We start from the raw sequence: 12,255 nt of genomic DNA on the forward strand, positions 1-12,255 counted from the left end.
GCAGGTCACCGGGTTTCTCGGGGCGTGACCAGGGCGACGACGGTCATCGCGGACAGCAGCGCCCAGGCGGGGGTGAAGCCGTGGGTCAGGTCCGTGAGCAGGCCGAGGGCGGGCGGGCTCGCGATGACGGCGATCTGGGTGACGGCCATCGCCAGGCCGAGGGCGAACCCCGTCGTTCCGGGTGGCGCCGACTCGGCCACATACGCGACCCATGGGCCGTACCAGCCGATCCCGAAGAAGCCGAGCCAGACGAACACCAGGCAGGCCGCCACGGGTGAGCGCCCTGCCGGTGTCATGAGTGCCGTCATCGCCGGCGTCACGGCGGCCAGGCAGGTCGCGACGGCGCCGTAGCGGCCGGACCTGCGGCGGTCGCTCCAGGCGGCCGCGGCGAGCGCGCCGCCCAGTGGCAGGCCCGCCTGGCGGATGCCCATCGCCAGTCCTCGCTGGGACGGGCCGAACCAGGACGCCACCGACTTGCTGCCGCCCGGCTGAACCGTGCTGTATCCCGCGCCGACGACCAGCAGGGACACGTATCCCGGAGCCAGGCTTCCCACGCCCAGGCTCACGGCGACGACGCAGGCGCCCGTGCCGACGACCCAGCGTTCGTCGTAGCGGTCCAGGAGTTCCCCGGCGATCAGCAACCCGGCCAGCGGGGCGAGCTGGGCGGCCGATAGCAGGAGGCCGAGCTGAGCCGTGCTCAGGCTCAGGTCGCCTCGCAGGCCGACGCTCATCGCCCCGATGCCCTGTACGAAGAACCCGGAGGTGGCCTGGAGGAAGGTGGCGATGGCGAGGACGGTCCACCGGTGGCCGGCCGTCACGGACGCCGGTAGAGAGCGGGGTCCGGGTGGTCGACGAAGCCGAGTTCCCGGTAGAGCGGTGCGCCTTCGGGCGAGGCGTACAGGTCGACGCGGGCGGCGTCGCGTTCGCGGAACCAGCCGAGCAGGGCGTTCATGATCGCCCGGCTGTGGCCGCGCCGCCGGTACGCCGGGTCGGTGACCACGCCGATGACGTGCCCGACGCGGCCGTTGCGCGAGTGAGGGCCGGGGAACCACTGCTCGATGGTGCCGATGCCGCAGGCGGTGAGCCCGTCGTCGCCGTCCACGACCAGGATCCGCGCGTCGTCGGCCGTCAGCTTCTCCTTGAAGACGGTGGCCAGCAGGTCCCGCCAGTCGTCGCCCGCCGAGTGGAAGTAGTCATCGCCCATGGTCTCGAACAACGACGCCCGCAGCCGTACGAGCTCCGCGACGTCGTTCTCCACCGCCTGCCGTACACCGGTCTTGTCTGACATGTCACCCAGCCTGATGTAATGCCCTTATGCACCTCAACCCTTACGGGGAGGACGCCGTGAACCTGGCCGCCTCTCTGGCCAACCGCCGCCCGGCCGGTGCCGAAGAGCTGGCGGACCGCTGCCGCGCCGCCGGGCTGGTGCTGGAACACCCTGTCACGACGCAGGACCTGCGCCGCGTCCTGGCCGCACTGGACGAGTGGGAGAAGGTCGTCGACACCGCGGACGAGCACGTACGCGCCGAGCTGGTCAACGAGATGATCGCGGCGTCGGCGGCGTATCCGCGCCTGACCGACCACGCCGAGAACGGCTGGCACCTGCACTACCGCGACGACCGCCGGCCGCTCGGCTCGGTGCTGTTCGCCCTCATCTCGGTCGGCACCGCCCTGCACCTGGTGGGCCGGGGCATGCACCGCCTCCGCCGCTGCGCCGTGACCGAATGCACGATGATCTTCGCCGACACCACCCGGACCGGCCGGCAGCGCTACTGCTCCCAGCGCTGCGCCAACCGCGACGCCGTCCGCCGCCACCGCGCACGAACCGCGGGGCTACGCGAGTAGTGCCCGGGTCTCCGCGAGGAGGTCGCACTGGTGGCGCCAGTCGCCTCCGGAAATGCCCATGACGAGGTGACGTGCGCCGGCGTCGTGGTACGCGGCGACGCGCTCGGCCGCCTGGCCCGGGTCGCCGGTGATCGGGATCGGCAGGACCTGCTCCAACGGCCTGCCGTACGCCTGGGCGATCCCGGAGGCGATCTCCTCGCGCGCAGGTACGCCCGGTCCCAGGGCTCCCGCCGCGCCGATGGCGATCACGGGGACGGGCCGTCGCGCCGCGAGCCCGGCGAGCCTGCCGGCCCCGGCGGCGACCTCCTGCGGGGAGACCAGCGAGGGGAACCAGCCGTCGCCCAGCCGCGCGGCTCGCCGCAGGGCGACCGCCGAGGCGTTGCCGACCCAGATCGGTGGTGGCGTGACGGCGGGGGTCGGCTCGATCTCGGGCTGCCCCGGCTCGCCGGTGAGCCGTACGCGATCACCGGCGAGCAGCTTGGGCAGCAGCTCCAGAGCGGCGTCGGTGCGCCTGCCGCGTTCGGCGTACGCCACGCCCGCGGCCGCCCACTGAGCGGGCCCGCCGCCCGAGCCGACGCCGAGGATCAGCCGGCCGCCGGAGACGTATTGCAGGCTCGCGACCTGCTTGACCGCCCAGGCGAGCGGCCGGATCGCCGGGACGAGAACGCTTGCGCCGATCGTGATCCGCCCGGTCGCGGCGGCCGCGACGGCGAGTGCGATGGGACCGTCCAGGGTCGGCATGCCGACGGCGAGGTGGTCACCGTGCCAGACGCCGTCGAGGCCGGCCTGCTCGGCGTGCCGGGCGGCGGCCGCCAGATCGAGGTTCTGCGTCCGTTGCACCTCGACGGAGGGCAGAATGACGCCGATCTTCATCACCGTATCGGGATTCATCGCACCGATCGTGGCCGCGGGCCGTACGTCCGGACAATCGGTCTTCCGGCCTACGACCACGCTCGTCAGGGCGGAGAGAACGAGCCATGCCGACCTTCTCGATCTTCGATCGTGGTCTCTGCGTCGAACGACGGAGCCCCGATCACGCACTGGACGACGTGGCCGCCCGTCGCGACACGGTCCTCCAGGCGCTCGAGATCCTCCGTCCCGTCGTCCGGCCGCTCGCCATCGAGATCACGATGGGCTCCCTCGACCCAGAGACCTTCGCGTCGGACTTCGAGCTGATCCGCCGAGTCGCCTCCCGCACCATTCCGGCCGGAGTCGCCCATCAATCGGCGTTCGCGGAGTCTCCCGAGGCTGAACTGGTCGATTCGCTCACGCCCGACGTCGTGCTGGAGGCACTCACGCCCGCCGAAAGCGACTGGGACATCCATTCGGTACGCGCCCTCGTGACCGCGGCCCGGACCGAAGTGGCGAACCCGCGCATCGACCGAATGCCCTCACTCGAGGTCCCCACACTGGAGATGGACGGCGAGCGGTGGCTGGTGGGCCCGGTCGACGAACCGGGTTACCGCCTCCAGCCCCCGATCAGCCTCCGATGGCAGCAGGAGCGGGGCGAACTGCGGCTGTCGGTCGAAGCCTTCTGGAGCCTGTGGTGGCAGCTCGGATCGGCGGAGCACACCGCGCTCCGTGAGGCGGAACGAGCCCTGGACGAATCGGGTTTCCAGGTGGACTGATCAGTGCCGCCGCTCTGAGGTGTTCGTTCAAGAAGTTCGACGACACGGTGACGTTCCGCACCGTCCGGACCAGCACACAGATCCGCTGGAGCACGTACCGGATCAGCCTCCAGCCGGTCGTCGGCGGCACCGCCAGCACAAGCGACGTCGACCCCGACAGCTTCTGCACGGACTGACCCGCCGGCTATGGAAGTGCCGGGTCTCGCGGGTGCGGGATCTCGTAGCCGCCGACCACCTCGGCCGCCAGCCGCGCGAACCTCACCGCCACCCGGTCCCGCAGGTGCGCGAAAAGACGACGGGAGCGACATCGCGTTCATGTCCGCTGAGAGCCGCCCGGTTCCGTACGGTAGACGGCGGCCGCGTCGGGCACCGCCGGCACGCCCAGTTCCTCCGCCACGCTCGCCAGCGCCTCGGTCGCGACGGACGGATCGTGGCGGCCGTCGGCGGTGAAGTACGGCGCGACGTAGCGTTCGTAGTGCCGGCGGGCCTCGGCCTCGCTGAGGTTCGGGATCAGGGCGTTGACATACCGGACGGCGAGGTCCGGCTCGTCGTGGATGGCGCGCAGCGCCCGGCGGTTGGCCCGTACGAGGGCCAGCACCGCCGGATCGTCCGGCGCGATGTGAGTGGGATCCACGGCGACGCCCACCGTGGGGATCCGGAAGTCGTCCCCGACGAAGGCCAGCAGCCGCAGGCCGTTGTCCCGGGCCGCGACCTCGGGGGCCAGGGTGCTGCCGACGAACGCCGCGTCCAGCGATCCCTCGGCGAGCCGCCGGAGGTGGTGGCTGTAGTCGCCCGGTGTCATGACGACCGCCTGGACGTCACGGTCCGGATCGAGTCCGTGCCTCCTGAGCACGATGCGGGAGAAGCACCCAGGCGCGGTCCTCGGCGGGTGGATCCCGATCCGGCGGCCCCGCAGCTCCTCGACCGACGCGTAGGCGTCGCGGGCGAGCAGCCAGAACAGCGGCCGGTCGGTGTTGACGCACAGAGCCGTCCACGGGACGCCGCCGGTCACGCGCGACAGCACCGCCCGGCCCAGCCCGATCGTGGCGGTCCGCCGGACCCGCTCGTCGTCCCAGGCACAGCCGTCGCGCAGGGCGACGTGGACTCCCTCCCGCTCGTAGTAGTCCTGCTGGTCGGCGACGTACGCGACCAGTTCCTCGTGGATTCCCAGCCCGACGTAGGTCAGGTCGATGGTGTGCACTGCGAGGACTCCTTTCCGGGGATGCGTCAGTCCATGACCAGTCCGCCGTTGACCGGAGCCGTGGTGCCCGTGATGAATCCGCTGTCCTCGCCCGCGTAGAAGGCGACGGCACGGGCCACGTCGCCGGGGGAGGCGATGCGGCCCATCGCCGTCTGGGCGGCCTGGCGCCGCTGGTGCTCCTCGTCGAGGGCGGCGCCGAGGATGGTGGTCTCGCCCACCGGCCCCGGGGCCACCACGTTGACGGTGATCCCGAGATGGCCCACCTCCTGCGCGACATAGCGGGCGAACTGGCTCAGTGCCGCCTTCGAGGTCCCGAGCGCGATCATGCCCTCGCGCGGCTGCCGGCTCAGTACGGTGCCGAGGTAGACGATGCGCCCGTAGCCGCGCGCGGTCATGCCGGGGACGACCGCCTTCGTCACCAGGAAGGCCGCGCGCATCTCCTCTTCGAGCTTACCGCCGAGCTCGTCCCAGGAGATCTCGTCGAACGACTTGATGGCGTACGGGATCAGCGCGCTGTGGACCAGGACCTCCACCTCGCCCATGGCGTCCCGGACCCGCTCGACCATGGCGAGCACGGCGGCCCCGTCGCGTACGTCGCCCTGTACGGCCATCGCCCCGCCGCCGGCGGAGCCGATCGACGCGACCACGCCGTCGGCCTCGTCGCGGCTGCTGCGGTAGTTGACGGCCACCCGCATGCCCCGGGTCGCCAGTAACCGGGCCACGGCCGCGCCGATCCCCCGGCTCCCGCCCGTGACGAGGGCGACCCTGCCGCCCTGTTCGACGTTCGGCATGTCGGCCTCCCCGGCTGTCACGGACGTCTCCTGGGGCCTGTCTCGAAGTCCCGCTGTCCTGCTGCGCGGCGCCCAGGCGGCGCCTCGCCGCGTCGTCCTCAGTCGACAGCCGAACCAGGCTGCCTCCCTCGTCCGCCTTGCGAGGCACCACCTGGACACCGCTCGCTACGAACGGGGACTTCGAGACAGGCCCTACCCGGTCATGCCCGGTGGCCGGCGTTGTCACCCACGAGCGGCTGCCGGTGGGGCACCAGGACGAAGTCCTGGTTGACGGGTGCGGCCGTGTTGAGCAGCAGGCGCGTGGCGGCCGGCTGCAGGCCGGGGGCGCCGGCGAGGACGACGGCGTGACCTTCGTGGAAGCCGGTGGCCGCGTACTCGCCGTTCCGGTCCGTACGGGTGTGGAGGAGCTGACGGCCGTCCGGGTCGGTGACCGTGATCGTGGCGCCCGGGATCGGCTGTCCGGCGGGCCCGCTGACCCTCCCGGTGAGGATCGGGGGCTGCTCGCCGAAATGGTGCCGATGCGGGGGAAGGGCGATCGGCCGGGGGAGTTGCACGGTGGGGTCCTCCGCCGGCGGCGAGGGGATGTACACCGTGTTGTCGGCCCGCGCCTCGCGCAGGAGTTGCCGCAGCTGCTTGAGGTATCCGAACACGATGAGAGCCGCGCCGAGCACGATCCAGGCGCAGAGCACCGCGGTGGGCCGACCCAGGTGCTCGTCGTCGAAGTAACCGACGTCGCGCAGGGCGTCGGCCGCGTTGCCCATCGGCAGGATCGGGTGGAGGAACCGGAAGAAGCCCGGAAGCAGGGCGACGGGGACGGTGAGGCCGCTGGAGGGCACGCTGAGCATGATGAACAGCGTGACCGAGGCCCCCGGGAAGAACGCGCCGAGGAAGGGCACGAGCCCGTACGAGGTCAGTGACACGGCCTGCGTCAGCAGGAACAGGTACAGCAGGTCGAGCGGATGCCGCGGGATCGCGTCCATCCCGTAGGCGGCCGTCAGGTAACAGGCGAGCGCGGCGACGACTCCGGCTCCGACCATCGTGGCCACGTGGGCCCGGCGGCTGAAGCCCACCGCGCGCTGCATGGTGACCACCACGAAGTAGGCGGGGAGGGTGCAGGCCATCAGCAGGTAGAACGGGCTGGACCCCGAGGGGTCGCCCTTGCTGGTCGGGGCGAGTTCGTGGAACTCGAGGGTGCCACCGGTGCTCTGGGCCGCGGCGGTGAGGACCGAGCGGACGGTCGTCTCCATGGCGGCACCGTCCGCCTTGGCGCCGTACATCTGCGGATGACGTGGAGCCGGCACGTACGCCGCCACCACGTCGTTGTCCCGGACCGCGGCGCGTGCCTCGTCGGCGGAGCCGACCGGCTGCAGGGTGAACCCGCCCGGGAGAACCGCGTCGAGCCGGCTCTGAAGCTGCGCCGTCGTGGCGGGTGAGGCGGACACCGCGACCTTGATGTGGTGCGGGGTCGGGTGGTGAAGGGCCGACAGGAAGGAGAAGAGCAGTCCGACCAGGAAGATCGCGGGGAGCCAGAGCCCCATCGCGAGCGTGAACACGATCTCGCCGGGGCGTTTCGTCCTCGCATGCGCAGCTGCCATGCGGTGCAGCCTACGCTAATATTGCACGCGTGCAATTCTGCACCTGTGCAATAGCCTGTCGTGAGTACGCTGACCCTCGCCGGTCACGAGAGGACTTGATCACCATGCAGGGCGCGGCTCCAGGGCTACGTGAACGTAAGAAGGCCGAGACTCGCGAGGCCCTGCGCGCCGCCGCGATCCGGCTCTTCTTGGAGCACGACCCCGCGGCGGTCACCGTGAACGACATCTGCGACGCCGCCCGAGTCTCCCGGCGGACCTTCTTCAACTACTTCGAGAGCAAGGAGGCGGCGCTCTTCGCCTGGGATCAGGACCTCACCGAGGAGTTCGCCGTCAAGCTCGCCGCGCGGCCGCCGGACGAGCCGCCGCTCACGGCCCTGCGCCGGGCGATGGACCAGACCATGCCCGGCTTCGCCGCCCAGACCGGCTGGAACGCGCGTAAGGAGCTCTTCGGCGCGTACCCCGAGCTGCGGACGAAGATCCTGTCCGCGATCTTCCGCCTCGAGACCCGGCTCACCGACGTGCTGAACGACCGCGTCGGATGCCCGGAGGGCGGCCTCTATCCGCGGCTGCTCGCCGCGGCGACCGGATCGGCGTTCCGCGTGGCCTTCACCACCTGGACCCCGGAGACGGGGATCGAGGGCCTGCGCGTGCTGATCGACCAGGCGTTCGACCGCCTGGCGGGCGGCCTGGCTCCCTGACGGCGCGTGCCCGTGCGAGGGCGCGCTCTTGCGCCCTCGCACGGGTGCGGTCTAGGAGATCAGGACGCTCAGTCCTTCTTTGATCTCGGCCCTGCCGGGCGGTACGGCGCCGGCCGGGAGCCCCGCGCATCCCGGCGCATCGAAGACATAGGCGAACTGGTCGGTCTGGTTGTCGATGAAGAGCGGGTGGGATCCGCCCTCGTAGCAGCCGCTGGGGTGGGGGTAGGCCGTGCCGTTGACGGTCAGGACTCCGTCGGCCGCGTTCGCGGAGCCGGTGAGGGCAAACGTGCACAGGCCGGCGGTGGCCAGGCCGGCGATGGTCAAAGCGGTACGCCGCATACAGTTCCTCCGGTTCGGGCGCGGGGGGACATGCCCGCACATTCATGAGTACGCAGCGTAGTCAAGCATAAGCGGAGAGTGGTCACTGCTTACCGTTTGGATAGTGCTGCCTTTCCCTGGTCCTGGGGTCCGCAGCCGGCGCTGCCGGGCGGCCGGTGTCCCGGCCGGATGACGCTGGGGGAGAATGGGCGGAAGCCGGGCCGTCCAGGCGCGATCCAGGTCCGACGCGCTACCTTCGACCTGAGATCAACCGAGGAGACCCCAAATGACATCGTTCTACGAAGACGCCGGTGATGGTGTGGTCGATCCGGGTCTGCTCCCGCCGGAGGAAAGCCTCGACGACGACGAGATCGGCGAGCTCGACGAGGGCTACTCCCCGCCCAACCGGCCGCTGGGGGGCACGGCCTGGGGCGTCACCGAGCGCGAGCAGGGCACGCGTGAGGATCTCACGCACCGCCTCGCCCGCGAGGAGGCCGACCAGACCGACATCGAGTCCGACGGCATCGGCGACACCTCCGACACCGACGGCGAGCCGATCGACGACGAGGTCGGCGGCGCACGCGCCGGCCGGCTGACCGCGTGGGAGACCGACGACTTCGACCCGCCAGCGGACTACCAGGCACGCGACGTCGGCATCGACGGGGGCGCCGCGTCGGCCGAGGAGGCCGCCGTGCACGTCGTCCCGGACGAAGAGGACCGCTGAACCCACGCGGCACCAGGGGCGGTTACAGAACTGGTCGGAGTGAGTGAACGAAGTATTGACCGGCCGGTGACTTCGGCGTACGTTCCACGCAGAATCCGAAGAACGTTCACGTTTGCCACGGTCCCCGACTCACGGCGTCGTACCGGCCCGCCCGGCGACGGTCGTGGAAATCTCGGTCAGTCGTAACTCCATTACCGGTCCCACGCCCCCTGGGAGCGACCCCGATGCGCCTCCGTGTCCTTCGCGCGCCCGTCCTCGCCGCCCTGCTCGCCGTGCTGTCGACGGTGTACGTCGCGGTCCCCCCGGCACACTCCGCCACGGCGCCCGCCGCGTATTACGCCTCCGACGACTACTGCCTCGGGCAGTGCGACGACGTGCTCCCGCCCGGCCAGAACGGCAACGCCACACTGGTGGACGTGCTGGCCAACCAGACGCTGGGCACGTTCCCCGCGCACAGTGACGACCAGCTCGCCCCGTACGCCGATCTCGTCCACAACTACAGCGGGCTGACGGACGACCAGGTCGACCGGTTCTTCAACGACAGCTCGTTCGGCGTGCCGGCGGGACAGGTGGAGGGCACCGAGTCACCGCGGTCGGACGTGACGATCGTGCGGGACAAGGCGACCGGGGTCCCCCACGTCACGGGTACGACGCGGACCGGCACGATGTTCGGCGCCGGGTACGCCGGGGCCGAGGACCGGTTGTTCGTCATGGACCTCATGCGCCACGTGGGCCGGGGCGACCTGACCTCCTTCGCCGGCGGCGCGCCGGGCAACCGGGCGCTGGAGCAGAGCGTCTGGCGCAACTCCCCGTACACCGACGCCGACCTGCAGGCCCAGGTGCAGCGGCTCAAGAACGAGGGCACCCGGGGCGCGCAGGTCTACAACGACGTCCAGGACTACGTCGCCGGAATCAACGCCTACATCGACCACTGCATGGCGGGCCGCAACTGCCCCGGAGAGTACGTCCTGACCGGCCACCTCGACGCGATCACCAACGCGGGCGGGCCCGTGGACTTCACGATGACCGACCTGATCGCGATCACCGGGGTCGTCGGCGGGCTGTTCGGCGGTGGCGGCGGGTCGGAGGTGCTGTCGGCGCTCGTACGGATCGCGGCGCGCGCCAAGTACGGTACGGCCGCGGGCGACCAGGCCTGGGCGGCGTTCCGGGAGCAGAACGACCCGGAGACCACGCTCACGTTGCACAACGGGCAGAGCTTTCCGTGGGGGAACCCGCCGGGCGGGGTGACCGGGCAGACGTACCCCGACGCGGGCAGCGCGCAGCCCGTCGACATCACCACCGACGAGACCGGGTCGGCCACCTCCTCGGCCAAGGGCTCCGCGTCCGCGGTCACGAGCCCGCTGAACGGGCTGACCGTGAACAACACCAAACCGGGCATGTCCAACGCGGTGGTGGTGTCGGCCGCCGAGTCGGCCACGCACCACCCCGTCGCGGTCTTCGGCCCGCAGACCGGCTACTTCGCACCGCAGCTGCTCATGCTGGAGGAGCTGAACGGGCCGGGCATCCGGGCGCGCGGGGCCGCCTTCCCCGGTCTCAGCATGTACGTGCTGCTCGGCCGCGGCACCGACTACGCCTGGAGCGCCACCTCGGCGCTGGAGGACCTCACCGACGCGTACACGGTGAAGCTCTGCGATCCGAACGGCGGCACCCCCACCACGTCGTCGAACTCCTACCTCTACCAGGGCCAGTGCGTCGCGATGGAGAGCCTGGAGAAGGCCGACTCGTGGAAGCCGACGACGGCCGACAGCACGCCGGCCGGCTCGTACAAGCTCGTGATCAAACGGACGAAGTACGGTCTCGTGAGCTGGCGGGGCACGGTCGGCGGTGCCCCGGTCGCCTTCACCCAGCTGAGGTCGACGTACCAGCATGAGACGGACTCGGCCATCGGCTTCCAGATGTTCAACGACCCCGCCGAGATGGGGTCGGCGGACGCCTTCCAGAACTCCGCGTCGCACATCGGGATGGCCTTCAACTGGTTCTACGTCAACTCCAGTGACGCGGCGTACTTCATGTCGGGCGACGTTCCGGTGCGCTCCTCGGTCGCGGACCCGAACCTGCCGATGACCGCGGACGCGGCCCACGAGTGGCAGGGCTTCGACCCGGCCACGAACAGCGCCGCCCATCTCCCGGCCTCGGCGCATCCGCAGGGGGTCAACCAGGACTACTACGTCAGCTGGAACAACAAGCAGGCCAAGGACTTCGGCGCGTCCGACGGCAACTTCAGCTTCGGCGCCGTACATCGCAGCGACCTCCTGGACAAGCCGGTCAAGGCGGCGCTGGCGGGCGGCGGCACCCTGGACCGCGCCGGGACGGTCAAGATCGTTGAGGACGCCGCCACCACGGACCTGCGCGGCAAGGAGGTGCTCCCGTACCTCCTTCGCGTCATCAACAGCGGCACCGTCACGGACGCGAACCAGGCCGCGGCCGTGGCCGAGCTGAACACCTGGCTGTCGGACGGCGCCAGGCGCACGGAGACCGCCGCGGGCAGCAAGGCCTACGCCGACGCGGACGCCATCCGGATCCTCGACGCGTGGTGGCCGAAGCTCGTACGGGCGGAGTTCAAGCCCGGCCTCGGCGACGGCCTCTACCAGGCGCTGGTGGACGCCCTGCAGATCAACGAGTCGCCGTCCGGCCATCAGCAGGGGGACGTCTCCACGATCCCCACCTCGGCGAACGAGTCGCAGGCGCACAAGGGCTCGTCGTTCCAGTACGGCTGGTGGGGCTATGTCGCCAAGGACCTCCGCGGGGTCCTCGGTGACGGCGTCTCCGGGCCGCTGCCCAGGAAGTACTGCGGCGACGGTACGGTCGCGGGCTGCCGCTCGGTGCTGCTGTCCAGCCTGACCGAGGCGCTGAACGAACCGGCCACGACCACCTACCCCGCCGACGACGTGTGCTCGGCCGGCGACCAGTGGTGCGCGGACTCGATCGAGCAGTCGCCGCTGGGGGGCGTCAAGCACTCACTGATCACCTGGCAGAACCGGCCGACCTACCAGCAGGTCGTCTCCTTCCCCGCGCATCGCGGCGACGACATCACCGACCTCGCCCGGTCCGGGACCGCCACCGCGTCGAGCGCGCAGAGCGGCTACCCGGCGAGCAACGCGGTCGACGGCGACCCCACCACCCGGTGGTCCAGCAACTGGACCGACGCCCAGTCGATCACCGTGGACCTCGGCTCCGCCAAGACCGTCGCCCGCGCCATCCTCCGCTGGGAGTCCGCGTACGGCTCCTCGTACCGGATCGAGCTCTCCGCCAACGGCAGTACCTGGACCACCGCGAAGAGCGTCACCTCCGGCAACGGTGGCGTCGACAACGTCGCGTTCCCGGCGGCCACGGCCCGCTACGTCCGGATGACCGGCGTGAAGCGGGGCACCGGCTACGGCTACTCTCTGTACACGTTCGAGGTCTATCCACGTTGATGGCGTACGTTCCGTGGT

The 12,255-nt window shown here is 71.0% G+C and carries 13 protein-coding genes; 6 read left to right on the plus strand and 7 right to left on the minus strand.

All coding sequences use genetic code 11. From position 1 onward, the window contains the following. Nucleotides 1–5 precede the first annotated feature (5 nt). Together QWU11_RS38765 and QWU11_RS38770 are read right to left on the minus strand one after the other, a co-directional pair. A complete protein-coding gene (locus tag QWU11_RS38765; RefSeq protein WP_290119533.1) occupies nucleotides 6–818 on the minus strand; it encodes an MFS transporter in 813 nt (270 codons plus the stop codon). Continuing rightward, complete coding sequence (locus tag QWU11_RS38770; RefSeq protein WP_290119534.1) at nucleotides 815–1,288, minus strand: GNAT family N-acetyltransferase; 474 nt, start codon at nucleotides 1,286–1,288, stop codon at nucleotides 815–817. Before QWU11_RS38770 ends, QWU11_RS38765 begins: the two co-directional genes overlap by 4 nt. 26 nt (nucleotides 1,289–1,314) lie before the next feature. Here QWU11_RS38770 and QWU11_RS38775 point away from each other — a divergent pair, with 26 nt between their 5' ends. Next, the gene (locus tag QWU11_RS38775; protein WP_290119535.1) at nucleotides 1,315–1,845 is read left to right on the plus strand and encodes a CGNR zinc finger domain-containing protein; all 531 of its coding nucleotides are present in this window, start codon (nucleotides 1,315–1,317) and stop codon (nucleotides 1,843–1,845) included. Here the strand turns inward: QWU11_RS38775 and QWU11_RS38780 are convergent. After that, on the minus strand, nucleotides 1,834–2,736 hold the full coding sequence (locus QWU11_RS38780; protein ID WP_290119536.1) for an LLM class flavin-dependent oxidoreductase: 903 nt from the start codon (nucleotides 2,734–2,736) through the stop codon (nucleotides 1,834–1,836). The genes QWU11_RS38775 and QWU11_RS38780 overlap by 12 nt on opposite strands. Before the next feature lie 86 nt (nucleotides 2,737–2,822). On the opposite strand from QWU11_RS38780, the gene QWU11_RS38785 reads away from it, so the two are divergent. Continuing rightward, nucleotides 2,823–3,473: a hypothetical protein gene (locus QWU11_RS38785; protein ID WP_290119537.1), complete on the plus strand. Its 651-nt coding sequence runs from the start codon at nucleotides 2,823–2,825 to the stop codon at nucleotides 3,471–3,473. A gap of 47 nt (nucleotides 3,474–3,520) precedes the next feature. Further along, on the plus strand, nucleotides 3,521–3,649 hold the full coding sequence (locus QWU11_RS38790; protein WP_290119538.1) for a hypothetical protein: 129 nt from the start codon (nucleotides 3,521–3,523) through the stop codon (nucleotides 3,647–3,649). A 137-nt stretch (nucleotides 3,650–3,786) separates the two neighbouring features. On the opposite strand, the gene QWU11_RS38795 is transcribed toward QWU11_RS38790, so the two are convergent. The 3 genes from QWU11_RS38795 to QWU11_RS38805 form a co-directional block, all read right to left on the minus strand. Beyond that, entirely contained in the window at nucleotides 3,787–4,674 is an 888-nt protein-coding gene (locus QWU11_RS38795; RefSeq protein WP_290119539.1) for an ABC transporter substrate-binding protein, read from the minus strand. Between the two features lie 26 nt (nucleotides 4,675–4,700). Then, entirely contained in the window at nucleotides 4,701–5,486 is a 786-nt protein-coding gene (locus QWU11_RS38800) for an SDR family oxidoreductase (RefSeq protein WP_290119540.1), read from the minus strand. A gap of 179 nt (nucleotides 5,487–5,665) precedes the next feature. Continuing rightward, nucleotides 5,666–7,060 (minus strand): carboxypeptidase regulatory-like domain-containing protein, encoded by a 1,395-nt coding sequence (locus QWU11_RS38805; RefSeq protein ID WP_290119541.1) that lies wholly within the window; start codon nucleotides 7,058–7,060, stop codon nucleotides 5,666–5,668. A 104-nt stretch (nucleotides 7,061–7,164) separates the two neighbouring features. On the opposite strand from QWU11_RS38805, the gene QWU11_RS38810 reads away from it, so the two are divergent. After that, complete coding sequence (locus QWU11_RS38810; RefSeq protein ID WP_290119590.1) at nucleotides 7,165–7,758, plus strand: TetR/AcrR family transcriptional regulator; 594 nt, start codon at nucleotides 7,165–7,167, stop codon at nucleotides 7,756–7,758. 51 nt (nucleotides 7,759–7,809) lie between these two features. Here the strand turns inward: QWU11_RS38810 and QWU11_RS38815 are convergent, their stop codons facing one another. Beyond that, a complete protein-coding gene (locus tag QWU11_RS38815) occupies nucleotides 7,810–8,097 on the minus strand; it encodes a hypothetical protein (RefSeq protein WP_290119542.1) in 288 nt (95 codons plus the stop codon). A gap of 265 nt (nucleotides 8,098–8,362) precedes the next feature. Here QWU11_RS38815 and QWU11_RS38820 point away from each other — a divergent pair, with 265 nt between their 5' ends. Then, the gene (locus QWU11_RS38820; protein WP_290119543.1) at nucleotides 8,363–8,800 is read left to right on the plus strand and encodes a DUF5709 domain-containing protein; all 438 of its coding nucleotides are present in this window, start codon (nucleotides 8,363–8,365) and stop codon (nucleotides 8,798–8,800) included. 224 nt (nucleotides 8,801–9,024) lie between these two features. Further along, on the plus strand, nucleotides 9,025–12,237 hold the full coding sequence (locus tag QWU11_RS38825; RefSeq protein WP_290119544.1) for a penicillin acylase family protein: 3,213 nt from the start codon (nucleotides 9,025–9,027) through the stop codon (nucleotides 12,235–12,237). Nucleotides 12,238–12,255 lie beyond the last annotated feature (18 nt).

The organism is Actinomadura sp. DC4 (assembly GCF_030406325.1).
Lineage (GTDB): Bacteria > Actinomycetota > Actinomycetes > Streptosporangiales > Streptosporangiaceae > Actinoallomurus.

Bases quoted from the DNA above. Each gene is read 5' to 3' on its own strand.
- QWU11_RS38770 (WP_290119534.1), bottom strand. From the start codon at position 1,288: ATGTCAGACAAGACCGGTGTACGGCAGGCGGTGGAGAACGACGTCGCG.
- QWU11_RS38820 (WP_290119543.1), top strand. From the start codon at position 8,363: ATGACATCGTTCTACGAAGACGCCGGTGATGGTGTGGTCGATCCGGGT.
- QWU11_RS38775 (WP_290119535.1), top strand. From the start codon at position 1,315: ATGCACCTCAACCCTTACGGGGAGGACGCCGTGAACCTGGCCGCCTCT.
- QWU11_RS38780 (WP_290119536.1), bottom strand. From the start codon at position 2,736: ATGAATCCCGATACGGTGATGAAGATCGGCGTCATTCTGCCCTCCGTC.
- QWU11_RS38815 (WP_290119542.1), bottom strand. From the start codon at position 8,097: ATGCGGCGTACCGCTTTGACCATCGCCGGCCTGGCCACCGCCGGCCTG.
- QWU11_RS38825 (WP_290119544.1), top strand. From the start codon at position 9,025: ATGCGCCTCCGTGTCCTTCGCGCGCCCGTCCTCGCCGCCCTGCTCGCC.
- QWU11_RS38785 (WP_290119537.1), top strand. From the start codon at position 2,823: ATGCCGACCTTCTCGATCTTCGATCGTGGTCTCTGCGTCGAACGACGG.
- QWU11_RS38805 (WP_290119541.1), bottom strand. From the start codon at position 7,060: ATGGCAGCTGCGCATGCGAGGACGAAACGCCCCGGCGAGATCGTGTTC.
- QWU11_RS38810 (WP_290119590.1), top strand. From the start codon at position 7,165: ATGCAGGGCGCGGCTCCAGGGCTACGTGAACGTAAGAAGGCCGAGACT.